We start from the raw sequence: 19,746 nt of genomic DNA on the forward strand, positions 1-19,746 counted from the left end.
AGGCCTCGCGCATTGCGGCATGACGAGCCTGCAATTGTGCGCCTCGCGCTGATTTGCGATAAGGTGGCGTGAAGCACATCACCGCCTCCCTGTCGTTCGAATGGCCGAGCCGTGCCACGATCCTGAGCACGGTGGAGACGCTCGTCATCGGCACCGCCGGCGGCCTTGTGTTTCTGCTCGCCGGCCTTCCCGGCGGGCTGATCTCCGGCTCGATGATCGCGGTCGGGATCGCCGCGATCGCCGGCCGCCAGCTGACCTTGCCGCCGTTTTTGACCCAGACCGTGCTGGTGCTGCTCGGCATCTCGCTGGGCTCGGTCGTCTCGCGCCATTTGCTTCAGCAGGTCAGCGCCTACCCCGTCACCATCGGCCTGCTTGCGCTCGCCACGTTCTGCTCCACGTTCGGGTCGAGCTATTACCTCCAGCGCATGCATGGCTGGGACCGCACCTCCGCTTTCCTGGCCGGCAGTCCCGGCGCGCTGTCGCAGATCACGATCCTGGCGGTCGAGCGCGGCGCCGACCTGCCGGGCATTGCGGTGGTGCAGACCATGCGCGTCATGATCCTGACCGCCGCGCTGCCGATGGTGCTGGCGATTGCAGGCGTCACGCCCTCCGCTGCACAGTCGCTGACAACGACCATCGCCTCGCCGCTCGACCTGCTCGAGCTGGCCGCCGCGTCGCTGGCCGCGGCGCTCGTGTTGCGGCTGATCAGGTTTCCCGCGAGCTGGATGTTCGGCGCGATGATCGCCTCCAGCGTGCTGCATGGTGCCGGATGGGTCGAGGGCGGCCTGCCGGACTGGGTGCGTGGCGTTGCGCTGATCGGGATCGGCGCACTGATCGGCAGCCGTTTCGCGCGGATGCGGATCAAGACGCTCGCCGGCCACCTCCGCGCTGCGCTGGGCTCGTTTGCGGTGGCCATCGCCGTCTCCGCCATCTTCGTTGGCATCGTGGCGCTGACCACCCCGGTGAAATTCTCCGACGTCGTCGTCGCCTTCGCGCCGGGCGCGATGGACGCGATGCTGGCGCTGGCCTTGACGCTGCACATCGACCCGATCTTCGTCGGCGCCCACCACCTGTCGCGTTTCGTCTTCGTGACGATCGCAACGCCGGGCATCGTGCACCTGTTCGGGCGCACGCAGGACGACGTGGATGATTGAGCTTTAGCGCTTCGCGGTCCGCACGAATCCCCACGCGGCGATCGCGGCCATCACGAGCGAGATCAGCACGTTGTAGCCGGCGAGCGAGAGGCCGAGGAAGCGCCATTGCACCTCGTCGCAGCGCACCACCTTCACGGTGTCGAGCTTCGACAAGAGATCGGCGGCGCTGCCGAGGTTGACGACCGGACCGGAGCAATCGCTCGGCCCCTTCCAGAACCCCCATTCGACCCCGGAATGGTAGGCGCCGAGGCCGGCATTGGCGAGCGTGGCCAGGGTGAGGATCGCCAGCCCAGCCAGCAGCAGCGGCCGCGGCGCGCCGCTTCGCGCCGCCAGCGCCGTCAGCACACCGAGCGGTATCGCAAGGTAATAGGCGTAGCGCTGCTCCAGGCACAATGGGCAGGGCAGGATCTCCAGGACGAGTTGGAAGAACCAGGCGCCCGCAATCGTGGCTGCGCCGATCAGCGTGACCAAGGCCGCGGCGGTCAGCGCGGGGCTCGTGGCGCCCGGCTTGAACGCAGGTATGGCGGCACTCTGGGTGGTCACGGCAGCCTCTTTCGTATCTCGCGCGCCCTAAGCCTCTAGCCCCGGCCCATGCGGCTGTCGAGAACGGCCGGGATCACTTTGGCGCGGGTTGACCCCGTCCCGTCCATGGCTATAGTCCGCCGGCTTCGCGACGCCGCCTATGGGGCCGACCGAGGGCCCCTGTGGCGGAACTGGTAGACGCGCTCGACTCAAAATCGAGTTCCGCAAGGAGTGCTGGTTCGATTCCGGCCAGGGGCACCACGCTTCGCCCTTCGGGCTTCGCGTGGCGGGGCTCGAAGGGCGAAGCGTGTCCGGCGAAGCCTCTTGGCGAAGTCGAACTGGTTCAGCAAACTCGAGCTACGACCCGCGCGTTGCTGCGAGCACATCGGCCAGGCCACGCCCGACGCTGCCGTCTTCATCCAGGCCCGGATTGTAAATGGTGATCTCCAGGCCGACCGCCTTGCCACTCGCCAAGCCAACCCGGAGCACGGTCGATAGCTCGTCCCACGACAACCCACCCGGCACGCGAAAATCGACAGCCGGCATGATGGCATCGTCGAGACAATCGGCGTCGAGATGGATGAAGAAGCCGTCCAGCTCGGCTCGCGTGAGGTAATCGACGGCTTCGCGTGCAGCGGCCTCGATGCCCCGCGCCCGCACAGCAGGAAGATCAAGCACCTTGAGCTCTTCGGGAAGCGGCTGGCTTCCATATTCCGCCTGATCCTGGTGATCGCGATATCCAAACGCCACAATGTCCTCAGGGCGGACCAAAGGACCGCGACCTTCGATGTCGGCCAGGAGGGACGGGCCGTAGCCGGAAACGAGGGCAAGGTCCATCGAGGCGCCCTCACCATTGGGCTCCGCCTCGGGCTGGAAGAAATCGGCGTGGCCGTCGATGAACAACAGGCCGTAGCGGCCGCGCCGTCGAAGCGCGAGCATCGAGCCCAGCAAGATCGTGCAATCGCCGCCCAGCACAAGCGGAAACTCGCCCGCGACAAGCACCGCTTCCACCGCGTCGGCGAGCTGGGGCGACCACGCCGCTATTGCGCCGGCGTTCAAGATGCCGGTCTCGGGATCCGGCGCCGGATCTTTCGAAGGCACCACCAGCCGCCCGGCGCGGCGTGCGCCGATGCGCTCCGCAAGTCCAAGCTTCAGCAGCTGTTCGGGCAAGCGCTCCACGCCGTCGGTCGCAAGGCCGAGCGTCGAAGGAGCTTCGATAATTGCATAGGGCATGGTCGGCATGGCGCCTTCCCGCTCGCGACTATTGTGCCGAGTAGGTCACGGCCTCGATCTTGTGACCGTCTGGATCGCGGACAAACGCCCCATAATAGTTGAGGTCGTAACTCGGCCGCAGCCCGGGAGCGCCAGCGTCGCTGCCACCATGCCCTAATGCTGCTGCGTAGAAGCGATCGACCATCGCGCGGTTCTCGACGGCAAAGGCGATATGACTGCCGTTACCCACGGTCGCGGGTTTTCCATCGATCGGAACTTGAACGCTGAAGTGAAACGTCCCGCTTCCGTAGCCCAGTCCACCCTCGTCCTCGGCCATCGGCGTGATCCCGACGACCGGCAAGACCGCATCGTAGAAGCGCTTCGCACGCTGAACATCATTCGTACCGACGGAGACATGATGGATCACAACGACCTCCCGTTCCGGTGTTGCTTCGTAACGGTGAGCTTCCGGTCGTTGTTCCGCAGAGCCGCCTGCGGTTCTACCCACCACGAAGCAGATGCCGGGAACCCCGCCCCCGAAGTTGCTTTATCTACAAAGGAAGCAAGACATGGACACACGCGTCAGACATTGCAGGGTCCGGATCGGATCCGTGGATACCTTCTACCGAGAAGCCGGTCCTGAACGCGCGCCCGTCGTTCTGCTGCCGCACGGCTATCCCTGTTCATCCTACGAATTCCGCAATCTGATGCCGCGACTGGCCGATAATTGGCGGCTGATTGCTCCCGACTATCCCGGGTTCGGCTATAGCGGGACACCTGATGACTTCGACTACAGCTTCGACGGCTATGCCGCGTGGCTCGACCAGTTCGTGAAGCAGCTGAAGATCGAACGCTTCGTGATCTACCTTCATGATTTTGGCTCACCGATCGGAGCGAGGCTGGCGATCATGCGGCCTGAGAGGGTGGTGGCCCAGATCATTCAAAACGGCGACATACCTTACGAAGATGCGCTTGGCCCGGCATACGCTGACATCGAGAAGTCCTGGTCACTGCCCGATCAGGAGATGCGTGCGGCGATGAGGGAAGCTATCACTGAAGAGAATTTCCGGGACGAGTTCCTGAATGATGTGCGTGCGGACATGGCTGGACTGATCGCGCCGGACCTTTGGCGATTGCACTGGTCGCTGATGACCGAGCGGCGGAAAGACGCCGCCGCAGACGTTCTGTTTGGCCTCAAGGCGAACCGCCAATGGTTTCCCGAGCACCGCCGATATCTTCAGCAGCACAAGCCGCCAACATTGATCCTGTGGGGGCCGCAGGACCATTACATGCCTGAGGAGTCAGGGCGGGCCTATCTCCGCGACCTGCCGGATGCCGAACTGCATCTCCTGGATGGCGGCCATTGGCTGCTCGAAACCAACCTCGATGAGGTTGTCGCGCTGACGCGATCATTTCTCGAACGGATCGAACCTTAACGGGCAACGACAGCGCTTTTGTCGCCAACCGGCACCGGCGCGGGCGGCAAGCTTCCCCGATCGTCCCGGGGCGTTCGACTTCCCCCAGATATTCCCTATATCGTGCGGCAACGATCTTGACGCAGCGGACCGCTTCGATGGCCAGGAGACGCACGACGGACACGGACGACCTTCCCCGCTATTTCGTCTGGGTCCGGGGGCTCGAAGGGCCCGAGCCGCAGAAATGGACGGCGATGGATTTCGGCGTCGGCGATTGGAAGCGGCCGCTCGTGCTGGCCTATCTGGAGCTGCCGGAAGACGAACGGCCGCTGTCGCTATCGGTCCTGGCGCGGCGATATCCGCCGCCGCGGGTTGATCTTTCGTAAGCTGGATTGGCGGCGGCACTCCGTCGCGCGGCAACGTTGGGTCGGCACATGGCAGTCCCGTGACTTTCCCGCCCCCATGATTATGGGTGTCACGGCCTTCGGGCTACGGTTAGACTTGCCTCGCGCCGCGGGGGACACGCGGATCGCGGGACCATGATCATGACCGAACAAGGCGAGACGGGTGAAGCCATCACCATCCTCCTCGTCGAGGACGATGCGCCGACCTGCTGGCGGCTCCAGGATGCGCTGGTCAAGGCCGGTTACGAGGTGCGCAGCGCAGGGACGCTCGCAGAGGCGCGGCAAGCCCTCGCCGCCGGCGCGCCGCGCGTGCTGCTGACCGACCTGCGACTGCCCGACGGCCACGGCGTCGAGCTGATCCGCGAGATGCGGCAGCGCTTCCCCGACACCGAGATCATGGTGATTTCCGCGCTCGGCGACGAGGAGAGCGTTATCTCCGCGATCACGGTCGGCGCCACCGGCTACCTGCTCAAGGACGCCTTCCCCACCGACATCGCCACCACTGTGCGCGATCTGGTCGCGGGACATTCGCCGATCTCGGCCTCGATCGCCCGCTTCATCGTGCGCAGGACGCAAGGTGCCGCGCAGAATTCGGCGGAGCCGCCGCCCGGCCCCGCGCTCAACACGGCAAGGCTCACCCCGCGCGAGATCGACATCCTGTGGGGCATCGCCAAAGGCTTCAGCTATGCCGAGATCGCGAGCCATCTCGGCCTGTCCAAGCAGACCGTGCCTGGGCATATCAAGAACATCTATCGCAAGCTCGAGGTGCATACGCGCAGCGAGGCGGTGTTCGAGGCGGTGCAGCAGGGCCTGATCAAGCTGTGAGCGAGATCGCGGCCAAAGCACCTACGAAGGCACCGACACGCCCGCGGCGCCGGCTAATCGCCTCGCGCCTCGTGCCCTATCTGCTGCTTCAGGCGCTGATCGTGATCGTCACGATCCTGGGGATTCGGTTGCTGCAGCCGAGCGATCCCGACGACTACGCGGTGGACGATTTCTCGGCGCGGGAGGACGGTCTGACGCGCCCGGTGACGCTGCCGCATTTCACCTCGTCGCGCTATTCGCTGGCCGACCCGCCGATCTACGCCGGCACCTTCACATTCCGGAGCGGCGATGCGGCCTCGGGCTGGTCGGTGTTCCTGCCGCGCTTCAGCAACGCGGTGGAGGTCGCCGTCAACGGCGTCGTCGTGCTCGACTCCCGACGCGACACCAACGCCAACCGGCCCGACCGCAACACGCCGCAGATCGCAGCCATCCCCGCGTCGCTGCTGCGCGAGGGCGGAAACGAGATCACGGTGCGGCTGTTCGTATGGGGCCCGCTCAAGGGCTTCCTCGACACCGTCTATGTCGGGCCGGATGCCGCCTTGCGCCCGGCCTATGAGACACGCACGCTGCTGTTCGTCACGCTGCCTGTGGTGTTTTCCGCCTGGCAGGCGATCCTTGCCGTCATCCTCGCGATCATGTGGCTGATGCGGCGTCACGAGCCGGTCTATGGCGTACTGGCGACGGCGATGGTGCTCGGCGTGGTGCAGGCATTCGCGCCGCCGCCGGTGCCGCCGGCCACGGTATCGCACCTGGCCGCGGTGCTGCTGGCCTCTGCACCGATCGAGAGCGCGCTGATCGTCGTGTTCGGCGTGCTGTTCTTCGGCTGGCGCTGGCCGCGCTACGGCACGCTGCTGTTCGTGCCCGGCGTCCTCGTGTTCGTGGTCGGGCTGATCGGGGGCCCGCCGCTGCCGCGCATCCTGTTCCTGGTGCTCGGCATTCCCACCGTCGGGCTCTGCCTGTTCCTGATGGCCTGCGTCACCGCAACCGCGGTGGTGCGGCGGCAGGACGCGGCGAGCTTCACGATCGGCTGCGCGGTGACCATCGTGTTGGTCTGCTGGGTCCAGGACATGCTCACAGTGCTCGACATCGTGAGCAACGATCGCATCTTCGTCTCGCGCCTGTCCTATTCGGCGATGCTGGTCGCGATCGGCGCCGGGCTGACCTGGCGCTTTGCCCGCGCCTTGAACCAGGTCGACAGCTTTGCCGGCCAGTTGGTGACGCGGGTGCGGGAGGCCGAGGAGCGGCTGAAGGCGAGCTTTGCCCGCGAGGAGGAGCGCGCCCGCGCGGCGGCGCTCGCCAACGAGCGCACGCGCCTGATGCGAGACCTGCACGACGGCCTTGGCGGCCAGCTCGTAAGCATCGTCGCGCTGTCCGAGCGCGGCAGCGCGAGCGCGAGCATCACGGACGCCGCCCGCGCGGCGCTGAAGGATCTCCGTCTCGTGATCGATTCCATGGACGACATCGGCGGCGACCTGATGCTGGCGCTCGGCTCCTGGCGCGAGCGCGCCACGGCCCAGTTGCGGCCGCACGACATCACGCTCGACTGGCGCGTGGCGACGCCGCAGGGCCTGCCGCTGCATCCCGAGCTCAGGCCATGGCACGTCGTCCAGATCGTGCGCATCCTCGACGAAGCCGTGACCAATGCGGTCAAGCACGCGCAGGCCCGCCGCATCGCGGTAACCATCGATACGTTCGACGCGGGCCAGGGGCCGTACGGCGTGATCAGCGTGACTGACGACGGAGGCGGCTTTGCGCTGGCCGGCAATGGCGAGGCCGCGGGGGCCGGCCAGACCGCGCGCGGCCTGCGCAACATGAAAAGCCGCGCCGCGCGCTGCGGCGCGGTGCTCGACCTGACGTCTGATTCCTCCGGCACGCGCGTGCGGCTGAAATTGCCGCAACGTTTTCCCGACAGCGACATGGCCGCGGGCTGAAAGGGCCCCCTCCCCGAACGTGTGGGGCGCACGGAGAGAGGGGACGGGCCGGGTAAAATTGCCTGCGGAGGACGGGGGGTTCGTCCGCAGGCCCCTTGGCCCGAAGCGATGCATCAATTCAATGAAGCGGAAATATCAGCGCACGCCGACGCGATTGACCGGGCCGCCGCGATTCATCGGCGTGCCGGCACGCACACCGACACCGGGCGCGCCGACACCGGGGGTCGCGACGGCACCCCGCGCGACCGGCGCTCCCACCACCACGGCGCCAGTCGGCCGCACCACGCAGCCCTTGGGCACGCCAACGGTCTTGCAATAGACCACGGCCTGCGCCGGGCTCGTGCCCAGCGACACCGTCGCCGCGCCCGCCAGCGCCATGACCGTCAGCCCTGCGCCCAGCGCTCCAGCTCTCTTCGACATCTTGCTCTCCTGGTTCCGTTCGGCGTCCCGACGCAATCACCGGGTCTCGCAGCCGAGGTGCAGCCTGAATGACAAAAGTCGGCGCGCGGATACATGCCATGAAGATGGGGGTACCGCGGGCGGGAGGACTGGCCGCTGCCATGAACATGGCATGGACCGGCGCCCGGCCTTTGCGGAATGGTCCGGCCCGATTGATCCCGGTCGGGACCAACGAGAATTCCAAAGAGGTGCTCTATGAAGATTTCGGTTCTTGCCGCGCTGCTGCTCGCAGCTGCCGCCCTGCCTGCTGCCGCACAGTCCGGTCCATCTGTGCAGGAGCAAATGGCCTGCCGCGGCGACGCCAGCAAATTCTGCGCCGAGCATATCGGCAAGCCGCCGCAGATGAACGCCTGCCTGCGCGAGAACAAGTCGAAGCTGTCCGATTCCTGCCGCAAGGTGGTCGAATCGCGCGGAGGCTAGTCCTTCATCCTTCTCTCTTGGAAGAAGCCAGAGAGGGCGGCGCTCTGCCGCCCTCTCGAAAAAATGCCAAAGGCGCGCCGCTATTCCTGCATCATTTCGCCGCTTCCGCCGAACTCGGCGGGAAAATCCTTCAGCTTGGGCAGGCCATCGCGCATCGGCAGCACGGTCTCGGCATAGTTGACGTGGACGCCGGGCGTGAACGCGAGGGTGGGGATGGTGGCGGCGAAAACGTCGACCAGACCGAGCGGCGGATGGTTGGTCATGAGATGGCCACCGCACTTCCTGCAATATTTGCGCTGGCTGAGCGGCGTCTTGACGAAGGTCTCGACATTCTGAGCGCCTTCGGTGATGCGCACGGCTTCCGGCTTCCACAGGCTGAAGGCGTTGACCGGGCCGCCCGACCACGAGCGGCAGGAGCGGCAATGGCAATAGCCCATCGCCTCCGGCGCGCCCGTGACCTCGACCGTGACCGCGCCGCAGAAGCAGTTTCCGACATATTTCATTTGGACGTCTCCCTTTTTCCGATGGATCGCTATCGCGCGTCGGCGCCCCGCGCGCTGTTTCGATTGGATGCGCGGGGCTTGGCCTAGACTATACTGACCGGCGCCAGGGAATAAGCATGGAGACGCGTTGCTTGTACTGCCGGTACTCGTCGCCGAAGAGATCGACGAGATCGCTCTCCTCAAGCGCGATGCCGACGAAGATGTAGAGCGTGGTCACGGCCGCGAACAGCAGATGACCCGCGGTCATGACCGGCGCCGCCCAGAACGCGATGATGAAACCGAGATAGATCGGATGGCGGACGAACTTGTAGAGCAGCGGCGTCTTGAAACGCGGCGGCTGCATCTCCTTGCCGACGAGATGATTCGTCACCTGATGCAGTCCGAACAGTTCGAAATGGTTGATGATGAAAGTCGAGGTGAACACCAGCACCCAGCCAGCGAAGGACAACGTGACCAGTGTCACGGCAAGATCGGGGTTCTCGACTTCCCATATGACCGCGGGTAGCGGACGCCACTGCCAGAACAGGAGCAGCAATGACAGGCTCGCGAACAACACGTAGGTCGAGCGCTCGACCGGCTTGGGGACGAACTGCGTCCACCATGCCTTGAATTGTTGGCGCGCCATCACGCTATGTTGAACCGCGAACAGCGACATCAGCAGCAGATTGATGACGACCGCGCGAACGACGGGCGCTTCGGCACCGGTATCGATGGTCTTGGGCACCATCACCCCCATGACGAAGCCGATCGCGTAGAGAATGGTGACGAAAAACACGAGATATGCCGCAATTCCGTACAGAAAGGCGATGAACCTGAAAATACGAGAGCCCGTAACCTCCGGGCCGAGAGAATGAACCTGATGATCAATTTGGGTCATGAAACACTCCGTTGTGCCGAGGCATCGACACGGTTTGGTCTTCGCACCATGCCGGATCGGACGTCCCGCGGCTTTCGCGGACGATTGATTTTCGCCTGAGACGACTTTGATTTTTGCTTGAGACGACGAGAACGTGCGATTTCGCTTTGAAAACAACGTGCTGGACGGTGACCTTCGGGAGCTCACTTGCGACGGGGAAACCGTTCCGTTGCAGCCGCAAGTGTTCGATCTCTTGCTTTATCTGGTCACGCAACGGGCGCGTGTGGTCAGTAAGGATGACCTGATCAGCCAGGTCTGGAACGACCGCATCGTCTCGGATTCCGCCCTCAACAGCCGGATCAACGCCGCGCGCAAGGCGCTCGGCGACGACGGCGCGAGCCAGCGCCTGATCAAGACCATTCCGCGCAAGGGCTTTCGGTTCGTCGGCGAGGTCCGGGAAGAGGTGGCGGCATCGCCCGCGCGGACCGAAGCCAGGCTCGCTCCCCCGCGCATGGCGGACCGCCCGGCGGTCGCGGTGCTCGCCTTCGAGAACAAGAGCGGGGATCCCGAGCAGGACTATTTCGGCGACGGGATCAGCGAGGACATCCTCACCGCGCTGTCGAAGCAGCGCTGGTTCATGGTGATCGCCCGTAACTCCTCCTTCACCTACAAGGGACGCGCGGTCCATATCAGGCAGATCGCCGAGGAGCTCGGCGTCCGCTACATCGTCGAAGGCAGCGTGCGCAAGACGGACAACCGGGTGCGCATCACCGCGCAGCTCAACGACGCCGTGTCGGGCGGTCATCTCTGGGCCGAGCGCTATGACCGCGAGCTCGTCGACGTCTTCGCCGTGCAGGACGAGATCACCAACGCGATCGCCGCCGCGATCGAGCCGCAGATCCACGCCGCCGAGAATTTCCGCAGCCGTCGTAAGCCGCCGGCGAGCCTCGACGCCTGGGACCTGTTGATGCGCGCGCTGTCGCATTATTGGCGCGTGACCCGGCAGGACCATGCGGCCGCGAAGGCGCTGCTCGCGCGCGCGATCGCGATCGATCCGGATTACGGCCAGGCGTTGTCGGTGCTGGCCGTGAACGACATGTTCGGCGTGCATCTCGGCTGGACCGAGCTGGCCGCGGTTGCGCCGTCCGCGGAAGCCGCCGCGCTCAAAGCGGTGCGCTGCGACCATGAGGACGCCTGGGCACATGCCGCGCTCGGCAGCGTCTGCTTCTCGACCCGCAGGCTCCCAGACGCGCTGTCCGAGTTCGAGCAGGCGCTCGCGCTCAATCCGAACTTCTCACTGGCGCAGGGCTATTACGCGCTGGCACTGTCCTATGCCGGACGCTCGAACGACTCGTTCGAGGCCGCGCAAAAGGCGATCCGGCTGTCGCCGCGCGATCCGTCATTGGCGATCTATCACGGTATCGCCGCCTATGCGCGCTTCACCGAACGGCACTATGGCGAGGCCATCGCGCTGGCGCGCGAGGCGATCCGCCACCGCGGCGATCTTACCGGCGCATACCGCGTGCTCGCCGTCTCCGCCGGCATGACCGGCGATGGCACGCTTGCGGAAATGGCACTCGGAGAGCTCCGCCGCACCCAGCCGGGCATCTCGCTACACTGGATCGCGACGCAGCTACCGTGGGCCAATGAGCGAGATCGCGAACACTATCTGGAGGGATTCCGCCGCGCCGGGTTGCAGTGAGGCGTCTTAGCCTCCCTGCAGCGCAAGCGCTAGGTTCGCTTCCGGCGTAAATGGACGACGACATCGAGCCGCGCGATCTCGTGGCCGGGAAGCGCCTCGGGCATCTTGGTGAAGGCGAGGCCCTCGGCCACGTCGACCAGCACGTCCTCGCCTTCGAGATAGAAATGCGGATGCAGGGACGTGTCGGTGTCGAAGAACGACTTGATGCCGTCGGCCGCGATCCGGCGCAGGAGGCCCGCTTCGGTGAACTGGTTCAGCGTGTTGTAGACGGTGGCGAGCGACAGGTATGCGTTCGCAGCCATCGCTTCTGCGTAGAGACTTTCTGCGGTGACGTGACGATGGCCGCCCAGGAACAGCAGTCGGCCCAGCGCCACGCGCTGGCGTGTCGGGCGCAAGCCGGCATTGCCGAGCAATTGCAGGCAGTGCTGCACGCCCGCATCCGGCGACGGCTCAAGACCGGCGATATCGGGTCCGCCGTCGTCATCCGCAGGGATAGTCGTGGCCTGAATGTCCATCCATCGTCTCACGGCTCAAGCAAACGGGATGCGCAGCCGCCTCCCGCTACTTGCCATTCGATCGCAAAAGCGGCGGGCCGGCTTTGATCCGGATCAAATTTGGCGTCGACCGCCTCTGACCTGGCGCAAGGCGGGCCGGCTCATTCCCGGCCAGAATGCGCGGGCATAGATGAGGTTCGCATGTCCAAGCCGGTTCCCGACAAGGCAGAGGTCGCACTCGAATATCCCGACAAATTCTATGTCGGCACCTTCGAGCATTCGTCCCGCTTCGAGGCGAAGCTCGACGGCAGCGGCATTGCGCTGGTGCTGCAACATCCTGGTGCGGCCGATGAACGCAAATCGGTGCATCTGCACGTCAACTTCGGCCTGCTGGCCGGCATCCTGCGGGAGCTCGCCGGCAGCGTCGCCGCGCTGCCCAAGGACGACATCGCGCACCGCGAGCAGCTTGCAGAGGCGCTCGACGAATTGCGGCGGGCGCTCGGCGCAAAATGAGGGGCTGATGCTTTTGGTCGCAGGCGCGGACTTGTGCACTGCCCCTGCATGCTCTCTTCACTTCTGAAGGCCGCCTGATCCCTCGGAGCTGGCCGATCTGCCGTGCCGTCGCACAGGCGGAGAAACAGGACGAGCTGTACATTTTTTGTGCGAGCACTGTCGCGACTTTCATCTTGCCGCGCCGAACGGGACTGTGTGAGCCTCGATGGCGGATGGGGACTGGGATGGACCGACCGTCGCTTTGCGCGCGAGGGCGCGTGCGAAGCGTTTCCGGCTGGTCTCGCTTGAGAAAGATTACGACATGCCAAAACGAGTGTTGCTTGGTCTCCTCCTGGCTTGCGGCCTTGCGGCCCCTGCGCTGGCGCAAGAGCCGAAGACGGGGGGTGTGATCAATGCCGTGATTCAGCCCGAGCCGCCCGGCCTGATGCTTGCGCAGGTCCAGAACGGCCCGACCCAGATGGTCTCGGGCAACATCTTCGAAGGCCTCTTGCGCTACAGCCCCAAGCTCGATCCCCTGCCGGAGCTCGCCGAGAGCTGGAGCGTCAGCGAGGACGCCAAGACCTACATCTTCAAGCTGAAGAAGGGCGTGACCTGGCACGACGGCAAGCCCTTCACCGCCGCCGACGTGCTGTTCTCGATCGAGATGCTGAAGCAGACCCATGCGCGCGCCCGCACCAATTTGGCGCAGGTCGACAAGGTCGAGACGCCGGACGATCATACGGTGGTCTTCACGCTGAAGCAGCCGTTCGGCCCGTTCCTCGGCATCTTCGAGGTCGGCTCGATGCCGATGGTGCCGAAGCATCTCTATGCAGGCACCGACTGGAAGACCAACCCCTACAACAACGCACCCATCGGCACCGGCCCATTCATGTTCAAGGAATGGCAGAAGGGCTCGTTCATCCGCCTGGTCAAGAATCCGAACTACCACGAGAAGGGCAAGCCCCATCTCGACGAGATCTACTGGCAGATCATCCCGGACGCCGCCGCGCGCTCGGTGGCTTACGAGACCGGCAAGGTCGACGTGCTGCCCGGCGGCTCGGTCGAGAATTTCGACGTGCCGCGGCTGTCCAAGCTGAAGGACACCTGCGTCACCGGCGCCGGCTGGGAATTCTTCTCGCCGCTGGCCTGGCTGTGGCTGAACAACCGCCAGGGTCCGCTCGCCGACAAGCGGGTGCGGCAGGCGATCATGTATGCGGTCGACCGCGACTTCGCCAAGGACGTGATCTGGAACGGGCTCGGCAAGGTCGCCACCGGCCCGTCGGCCTCGACCATCAAGTTCTATACCGATGACGTGAAGAAATACCCCTACGATCCGGCCAAGGCCAAGGCACTGCTGAAGGAAGCCGGCTACAAGGGCGAAAAGATCCGCCTGCTGCCGCTCGCCTATGGCGAGACCTGGCAGCGCTGGGGCGAAGCCGTCAAGCAGAACCTCCAGGATGTTGGCATGACCATCGAGACGATCGCCACCGACGTCGCCGGCGGCAACCAGAAGATCGCCGAGTGGGATTACGACATCGCCTTTACCTATCTCTACCAGTACGGCGACCCCGCGCTCGGAGTGGGACGCAACTACATCTCCAGCAACATCGCCAAGGGCCAGATGTTCAACAACGTCGAGGGTTACTCCAACCCGGATATCGACAAGCTGTTCGCCGAGGGCGCGGTTGCAACGCCGGATTCCAAGCGCAAGGAGATCTACGAGAAGGCGCAGAAGATCCTGGTCGAGGACGTGCCGGTTGCCTGGATGCTCGAGCTGCAATTTCCGACCATCATGCGCTGCAAGGTCAAGAACCTGATCACCACGGGGATCGGGGTCAATGACGGCTTCAAGGACGCATGGCTCGACAAGTGAAGCCTCTTACCTCTCTCCCCTGCGGGGAGAGGTCGAATGTGCGCATAGCGCACATTCGGGTGAGGGGGAGTCTCCACGAGTCCAACTGCTGATACGCTCGCGGGAAGTCCCCCTCACCCCAACCCTCTCCCCGCATCCGCCTTCGCCGAGGCTTCGGCGGACAAGAGCGGGGCGAGGGAGTCACTCCGTCTCCGTGGCGCCAGGTCACATCACCAATATGACTCACTAGATGCTCTCCTTCGTTGCTCAGCGCGTCCTGAAGGGCGTGATCGTCCTGCTCGCGATCGTCGTTCTCAATTTCTTCCTGATCCGCCTGGCGCCCGGCGATCCCGCGATCGTGATGGCGGGCGAGGCCGGGGCCAGCGATCAGGTCTTCGTCAAGCAGCTCCGGGAGAAGTTCGGGCTCGACAAGCCGCTGCCCGAGCAGCTCTTCATCTACGTCAAGGGCGTCGTCAGCCTCGACCTCGGCTTTTCCTTCCGCCAGCAGGCTCCGGTCGCAAAACTGATCGGCGAGCGGCTGCCGGCGACGCTGTTGTTGACGCTGACCGCCTTCGCGATCTCGCTCACGCTCGGCATCCTGTTCGGCACCTTCGCCGCGCGCTTTGCCGGAACCTTCCTCGACACCGCCATCACCGTGTTCGCTCTGATCTTCTACGCCATGCCGATCTTCTGGGTGGCGCTGATGGGCATCCTCCTGTTCTCGGTCACGATGGATTGGCTGCCGAGCTTCGGTTACGAGACGGTCGGCGCCAATCTCACCGGCCTTGCCCACGCGTTCGACGTCGCAAAGCACCTGATCATGCCGGCGATGACGCTGGGACTGTTCTTCATGGCGACCTACACCCGCATGACGCGCGCCTCGATGCTGGAGGTGAAACGCCTCGACTTCGTCAAGACGGCGCGCGCCAAGGGGCTCTCCGACGCCGCGATCCAGCGCCGCCACGTGCTTCGCAACGCGCTGCTGCCGGTGGTGACGCTCGCCGGCGTGCATTCCGGCACGCTGATCGGCGGCGCCGTCATCACCGAGACCGTGTTCGCCTGGCCCGGCATCGGGCGGCTGATGTACGACGCGCTGCTGCAGCGGGACTACAATCTGCTGCTCGGCGTGTTCGTGATCTGCTCCGCCATGGTCCTCACCTTCAACCTCATCACCGACCTCGTCTATCGCCTGGTCGATCCGCGGATCGAATACGCCGCATGAAACAGTTCTGGAAATCGATGCTGAAGAGCCCGAGCGGCGTCATCGGGCTCGTCATCCTCCTGGTTGCAATCTCTGTCGCGGTGTTCGGACCGATGTTGTTCCCGAACTCGCCCTGGCGCATGGTGCAGCGGCCGTTCCTGCCGCCGTTCACGCTCGGGGCCGTGCCGCTCGGCACCGACGCGCTCGGCCGCGACATCTTCGCCGGCATGATCTTCGGCGCCCGCGTCTCGCTTCTGGTCGGTCTCGTCTCCACGCTGGCGGCGCTGATCGTGGGCGTGCCGATCGGGGCCATGGCCGGTTATTTCGGCGGCAAGGTCGACGACGCCCTGATGCGCTTCACCGAGTTCTTCCAGACCATTCCGAGCTTCGCGCTCGCGATCGTGCTGGTCGCCATCCTGCAGCCCTCGATCTATTCGATCGTCGCCTCGATCGCGGTGGTGAGCTGGCCGCCGGTCGCTCGCCTCGTGCGCGGCGAGGTGCTGTCGCTGCGCACGCGCGAATATGTCCAGGCCGCCGTCGTCACCGGCCAGAGCAACAGCTGGATCATCCTGCGCGAGATCCTGCCCAACGCGTTGTCGCCCGTGATCGTGCTGGCCTCGTTGATGGTAGCCACCGCGATCCTGCTTGAATCCTCGCTGTCCTTCCTCGGCCTCGGCGATCCCAATCTGATCTCCTGGGGCTACATGGTCGGCGCCGGCCGCACCGTGATCCGGCAGGCCTGGTGGATCACCGTGTTTCCCGGCATCGCCATCCTGATCTCGGTGCTCGGGCTGAACCTGATCGGCGAAGGCCTCAACGATGCGCTCAATCCGCGCCTGTCGCGGGAGGGCCGCTGACGATGACCGCCTCGCCCGCCGTCTCCATCAGGAACTTGCGGATCGCGCTGCCCAAGGGCGCCGAGCGCCCCTTCGCGGTCGACGGTGTCTCGCTCGATCTGCAGCCCGGCAAGATCGTCTGCGTCGTCGGCGAGTCCGGCTCCGGCAAGTCGATGTGCGCGCATGCGCTGATGGGCCTCTTGCCGGATACGGTCTCGGTCACCTCCGGTGAAATCCAGTTCGAGGGCCGGGACCTGCTCAAGCTCGCTGACGACGGCTGGCGCGATCTGCGCGGCCGTCGGCTGGCGATGATCTTCCAGGAGCCGATGACCGCGCTCAATCCGTTGATGCGGATCGGCGACCAGATGGCGGAGATGTTCGAGGCGCACGGCCTGCTCACGCCGAAGGAGCGGCGGGCCAAGGCGCTGGCGCTGGCAAGCGAAGTCGGCCTGCCCGACCCTGAGCGTATCGTGCGCGCCTATCCGCACCAGCTCTCCGGCGGCCAACGCCAGCGCGCCATGATCGCGATGGCGCTCGCGCTCGAGCCCGCGGTGCTGGTCGCGGACGAGCCGACCACCGCGCTCGACGTCACCACGCAGGCCCAGATCCTGAAGCTGATCCGCAACCTCCAGCGGAGCCGCAACATGGCGGTGATGTTCATCACCCATGATTTCGGCGTGGTCGCCGACATCGCCGACCAGGTCGTGGTGCTCCGCCACGGCAAGGTCGTGGAGGAAGGTCCGGCCGCGGCCATCTTCAACGAGCCGCAGCACGACTACACCAAGGCATTGCTTGCCGCCGTGCCCTCGATGGATCCGCCGCCGCGAGAGCCATTGGACGATCGGGCCAAGGCCGTCGAGGTGATCGGGCTGGACAAGACCTACGTCACGTCGGGCGGCTGGTTCCGCCAGGCCCGCCGCGTCGATGCGGCGCGCGCGGTCAACTTCAACATCCTCAAGGGCGAGACGCTCGGCCTCGTCGGTGAATCCGGCTCGGGCAAGTCGTCGGTAGCGCGCCTGGTGATGCGACTGATCGAAGCCGACCGCGGCACGGTGCGGATCGGCGAGACCGACCTGACCTCGCTTTCCGGCAAGGCGCTGCGCGGCGAGCGCCATCGCATCCAGATGATCTTCCAGGATCCGTTCGCCTCGCTCAATCCGCGCCGCAAGATCGGCCACATCATCGCCGACGGGCCGATCGCAGCCGGGACCGATCCGAAGGTGGCGTTCGACCGCGCCCGCGATCTCCTCAGGATGGTCGGGCTGGATGCCGGCGCGCTCGAGCGCTATCCGCATGAATTCTCCGGCGGCCAGCGCCAGCGTATCGGCATTGCCCGCGCGCTCGCGCTCGATCCGGAGATCATCGTCGCGGACGAGGCCGTCTCCGCGCTCGATGTCTCGGTGCAGGCGCAGGTGTTGAAGTTGCTGGAAGATCTCAAGGCGCGCCTCGGCCTGTCGATGCTGTTCATCACCCACGATCTGCGCGTCGCGGCCCAGATCTGCGACCGTATCGCGGTGATGCAGCGCGGCGCCATCGTCGAGCTGAAGCCGACGGCGCAACTGTTCGCCGCGCCCGAGCACGCCTATACGCGCGAATTGCTCGCAGCCGTGCCCGGACGGAAGGAGCACGCGCCGGCGGCCTGAGGCGGCTCGTCCTCGTTCATTGATTTCCGTGATGGTTCCAAAAACTTGCACGCCGAGCGAGGCGAAACATATTCGATTCAGCGGCATTTGCTTTCGTGAGATCATCCTTGCTCATGTCGGCAAGGGGTGACTTGACGCCATAGTCGCTCGTCGCGGCTGGCGCCGTACAACGAACGTGGTGTGATGGGCAGCTCAACAACCCAGCAAGCAAGACGCACCGGGATGCTGGGAACTGCGCAGCCTGGTCACGCGCTTTTTATCCGGTCGTGACCGGACCGGCCGCTTCAAAGCTTAAGGGCATGACCATAGATGACGTTTGAATGATCGACGTCATCTCATGACGGACTCACACTGTTATTCGGAGCCAACATGGGCGAAGTTATTCGATTTGTCTCGAAGTCCGAGCGCGAGCGAACGCGTCTCATCCAGGAAGCGCGGGCGATCTACGACAGCATCTTCCCGCCGGTCGATCCGACGGACGAGGGCCAGGGAAAGCCGGCGATCGGTCGCCCGTTCATCGGCCGCGACGGAGGTAACGTATCGTGATCAAGATCATCGCCGTGCTTTGCAGCCTCACCACTCCCTCCAATTGTCACGAGCAGATCGTCACCACGTCGGACTTTGCGCAAATTTCGGTGCAGGCCTGCCTGATGGGCGCGCCGCAGCTTGCCGAATGGATGAACCAGCATCCGGCCGAGCGCCTGGCGGCCTGGCGCTGCGTGATCGGAGACCAGGGGCGCCGGGGAATCTAGCGAGGCGGATTCTCCTCCGACAAATCAAGGCGACCCACAAATCACGGAGTGACGCCAGTCCATTGCCGGTCTACCCTCCCTGTTCGAAAATGAGGGGGAAGCCGGATGGAGGTCGCCAGCCTCGTTCTTCCCGTATTCGCGATCATCGTCACCGGCTGGCTCGCCGGCGAACTCGGCTATCTCTCGCGGGCGCTGGCCGATGCCCTGGTGCATTTCGCCTACAACGTGGCGATGCCGGCGCTGTTGATTGTCACGATCGCCCAGGAGCCGGCGCGCAATCTCCTGGAATGGCGTTTTCTGCTCGCCTTCGGCGGCGGCTCGCTGATCTGCTTCGCGCTCGTGTTCGTGCCGGTCCGCGCAGGCGGCAAACACGACCTCGCCAGCAGCACCATTCACGGGATGGCGGCGGCGATGACCAACACCGGGTTCGTTGCGCTGCCGATCCTGCATGCGATCTACGGCCAACCCGCCGTCCTGCCCGCGGCCGTCGCAACGGTGTTCGTGGCCGCGGTGATGTTTCCGATCACGGTGATCCTGCTGGAAAAGCGCGATGCACGCGGGGCCTCCGTGCGCTCTATGGGACTGGCAAAGCAGATCCTGCTCAATCCCATGGTGCTGTCGACGTTCATCGGCCTCACCTGGGCGGTGACGGGACTGCCGATTGCGGCACCGGTCGCGGCCTATCTCAACATGATCGCTGCCGCGCTCACGCCGTGCGCGCTATTCGCCATCGGGCTCGGCCTGTCCATCGAGGGCTTGCGGTCCAACCTGAAAGCGTCGTTTGCGCTCGCCGCGGTGAAACTGGTGGTCATGCCGCTCATCGTCTACGGGCTTTGCGTCGTGATCGGCCTCACCCCTCTCTACACGGTTGCGGCGGTCATCTGCGCGGCCGTGCCGACGGCGAAAACCGTCTACGTCCTCGCACATGAACACAAGGTCGAGGAGAAGCTGGTTGCGGCCACGGTCTCGATCACGACGATGCTGTCGGTCGCGACATTGCTCATCGCGCTTTATCTGCTCTCGGGATCGGCGAGCGGCATGCGTTGATCCGCCAGTGGCCTCCACCTTGCCGG

The 19,746-nt window shown here is 65.1% G+C and carries 22 protein-coding genes and 1 tRNA gene; 16 read left to right on the forward strand and 7 right to left on the reverse strand.

Annotation, left to right across the window (positions count from 1 at the left end; all coding sequences use genetic code 11):
• Positions 1 to 68 precede the first annotated feature (68 nt).
• On the forward strand, positions 69 to 1,154 hold the full coding sequence (locus I6F36_RS17785) for an AbrB family transcriptional regulator (protein WP_225171875.1): 1,086 nt from the start codon (positions 69 to 71) through the stop codon (positions 1,152 to 1,154).
• Between the two features lie 3 nt (positions 1,155 to 1,157).
• Here I6F36_RS17785 and I6F36_RS17790 read toward each other — a convergent pair whose 3' ends face one another.
• Complete coding sequence (locus I6F36_RS17790) at positions 1,158 to 1,697, reverse strand: disulfide bond formation protein B (RefSeq protein WP_225171876.1); 540 nt, start codon at positions 1,695 to 1,697, stop codon at positions 1,158 to 1,160.
• Positions 1,698 to 1,852: 155 nt separating this feature from the next.
• On the opposite strand from I6F36_RS17790, the gene I6F36_RS17795 reads away from it, so the two are divergent.
• Positions 1,853 to 1,937, forward strand: a tRNA-Leu gene (locus I6F36_RS17795).
• 96 nt (positions 1,938 to 2,033) lie between these two features.
• Here the strand turns inward: I6F36_RS17795 and I6F36_RS17800 are convergent.
• Positions 2,034 to 2,918, reverse strand: a complete 885-nt coding sequence (locus tag I6F36_RS17800; protein WP_225171877.1) for an arginase family protein — start codon at positions 2,916 to 2,918, stop codon at positions 2,034 to 2,036.
• Positions 2,919 to 2,937: 19 nt separating this feature from the next.
• A complete protein-coding gene (locus I6F36_RS17805; protein WP_225171878.1) occupies positions 2,938 to 3,315 on the reverse strand; it encodes a VOC family protein in 378 nt (125 codons plus the stop codon).
• Positions 3,316 to 3,457: 142 nt separating this feature from the next.
• Here I6F36_RS17805 and I6F36_RS17810 point away from each other — a divergent pair, with 142 nt between their 5' ends.
• The 4 genes from I6F36_RS17810 (at position 3,458) to I6F36_RS17825 (ending at position 7,463) form a co-directional block, all read left to right on the forward strand.
• Positions 3,458 to 4,324: an alpha/beta fold hydrolase gene (locus tag I6F36_RS17810; RefSeq protein WP_225128540.1), complete on the forward strand. Its 867-nt coding sequence runs from the start codon at positions 3,458 to 3,460 to the stop codon at positions 4,322 to 4,324.
• A 137-nt stretch (positions 4,325 to 4,461) separates the two neighbouring features.
• Positions 4,462 to 4,689, forward strand: coding sequence for a hypothetical protein (locus I6F36_RS17815; RefSeq protein WP_036020661.1), 228 nt, complete (start codon positions 4,462 to 4,464; stop codon positions 4,687 to 4,689).
• A gap of 159 nt (positions 4,690 to 4,848) precedes the next feature.
• Entirely contained in the window at positions 4,849 to 5,532 is a 684-nt protein-coding gene (locus I6F36_RS17820; protein ID WP_035996793.1) for a response regulator transcription factor, read from the forward strand.
• Positions 5,529 to 7,463, forward strand: coding sequence for a sensor histidine kinase (locus I6F36_RS17825; RefSeq protein ID WP_035996724.1), 1,935 nt, complete (start codon positions 5,529 to 5,531; stop codon positions 7,461 to 7,463). The genes I6F36_RS17820 and I6F36_RS17825 overlap by 4 nt, the downstream gene beginning before the upstream one ends.
• Before the next feature lie 135 nt (positions 7,464 to 7,598).
• Here I6F36_RS17825 and I6F36_RS17830 read toward each other — a convergent pair whose 3' ends face one another.
• Positions 7,599 to 7,883, reverse strand: coding sequence for a hypothetical protein (locus I6F36_RS17830; protein WP_225171879.1), 285 nt, complete (start codon positions 7,881 to 7,883; stop codon positions 7,599 to 7,601).
• 234 nt (positions 7,884 to 8,117) lie between these two features.
• On the opposite strand from I6F36_RS17830, the gene I6F36_RS17835 reads away from it, so the two are divergent.
• Entirely contained in the window at positions 8,118 to 8,342 is a 225-nt protein-coding gene (locus I6F36_RS17835; protein WP_036020653.1) for a hypothetical protein, read from the forward strand.
• Between the two features lie 80 nt (positions 8,343 to 8,422).
• Here the strand turns inward: I6F36_RS17835 and I6F36_RS17840 are convergent, their stop codons facing one another.
• A complete protein-coding gene (locus tag I6F36_RS17840; protein ID WP_225171880.1) occupies positions 8,423 to 8,845 on the reverse strand; it encodes a GFA family protein in 423 nt (140 codons plus the stop codon).
• 88 nt (positions 8,846 to 8,933) lie between these two features.
• A complete protein-coding gene (gene mddA, locus I6F36_RS17845; RefSeq protein ID WP_035996713.1) occupies positions 8,934 to 9,722 on the reverse strand; it encodes a methanethiol S-methyltransferase in 789 nt (262 codons plus the stop codon).
• A 133-nt stretch (positions 9,723 to 9,855) separates the two neighbouring features.
• Between mddA and I6F36_RS17850 the strand changes: the two genes are divergently transcribed.
• On the forward strand, positions 9,856 to 11,403 hold the full coding sequence (locus I6F36_RS17850) for a winged helix-turn-helix domain-containing tetratricopeptide repeat protein (RefSeq protein ID WP_225171881.1): 1,548 nt from the start codon (positions 9,856 to 9,858) through the stop codon (positions 11,401 to 11,403).
• 29 nt (positions 11,404 to 11,432) lie between these two features.
• Here the strand turns inward: I6F36_RS17850 and irr are convergent, their stop codons facing one another.
• Positions 11,433 to 11,918 (reverse strand): Fur family transcriptional regulator Irr, encoded by a 486-nt coding sequence (gene irr / locus I6F36_RS17855; protein WP_035996708.1) that lies wholly within the window; start codon positions 11,916 to 11,918, stop codon positions 11,433 to 11,435.
• Between the two features lie 180 nt (positions 11,919 to 12,098).
• Between irr and I6F36_RS17860 the strand changes: the two genes are divergently transcribed.
• The 8 genes from I6F36_RS17860 to I6F36_RS17895 all read left to right on the forward strand — a co-directional run bounded on the left by I6F36_RS17860 (position 12,099) and on the right by I6F36_RS17895 (position 19,720).
• Positions 12,099 to 12,410: a hypothetical protein gene (locus tag I6F36_RS17860; RefSeq protein WP_035996705.1), complete on the forward strand. Its 312-nt coding sequence runs from the start codon at positions 12,099 to 12,101 to the stop codon at positions 12,408 to 12,410.
• Positions 12,411 to 12,711: 301 nt separating this feature from the next.
• Complete coding sequence (locus I6F36_RS17865) at positions 12,712 to 14,262, forward strand: ABC transporter substrate-binding protein (RefSeq protein WP_035996790.1); 1,551 nt, start codon at positions 12,712 to 12,714, stop codon at positions 14,260 to 14,262.
• A gap of 229 nt (positions 14,263 to 14,491) precedes the next feature.
• Positions 14,492 to 15,463, forward strand: coding sequence for an ABC transporter permease (locus I6F36_RS17870; RefSeq protein ID WP_225171882.1), 972 nt, complete (start codon positions 14,492 to 14,494; stop codon positions 15,461 to 15,463).
• The gene (locus tag I6F36_RS17875) at positions 15,460 to 16,299 is read left to right on the forward strand and encodes an ABC transporter permease (RefSeq protein WP_035996700.1); all 840 of its coding nucleotides are present in this window, start codon (positions 15,460 to 15,462) and stop codon (positions 16,297 to 16,299) included. Before I6F36_RS17870 ends, I6F36_RS17875 begins: the two co-directional genes overlap by 4 nt.
• 2 nt (positions 16,300 to 16,301) lie before the next feature.
• Positions 16,302 to 17,921, forward strand: a complete 1,620-nt coding sequence (locus tag I6F36_RS17880) for an ABC transporter ATP-binding protein (RefSeq protein ID WP_225171883.1) — start codon at positions 16,302 to 16,304, stop codon at positions 17,919 to 17,921.
• 369 nt (positions 17,922 to 18,290) lie between these two features.
• Complete coding sequence (locus tag I6F36_RS17885; protein WP_197424428.1) at positions 18,291 to 18,467, forward strand: hypothetical protein; 177 nt, start codon at positions 18,291 to 18,293, stop codon at positions 18,465 to 18,467.
• The gene (locus tag I6F36_RS17890) at positions 18,464 to 18,673 is read left to right on the forward strand and encodes a hypothetical protein (RefSeq protein ID WP_225134300.1); all 210 of its coding nucleotides are present in this window, start codon (positions 18,464 to 18,466) and stop codon (positions 18,671 to 18,673) included. The genes I6F36_RS17885 and I6F36_RS17890 overlap by 4 nt, the downstream gene beginning before the upstream one ends.
• A gap of 105 nt (positions 18,674 to 18,778) precedes the next feature.
• Entirely contained in the window at positions 18,779 to 19,720 is a 942-nt protein-coding gene (locus tag I6F36_RS17895; protein WP_035996694.1) for an AEC family transporter, read from the forward strand.
• Positions 19,721 to 19,746 lie beyond the last annotated feature (26 nt).

It is taken from the genome of Bradyrhizobium sp. BRP19 (assembly GCF_020194195.1).
GTDB classification, from domain to species: Bacteria; Pseudomonadota; Alphaproteobacteria; order Rhizobiales; family Xanthobacteraceae; genus Bradyrhizobium; species Bradyrhizobium yuanmingense.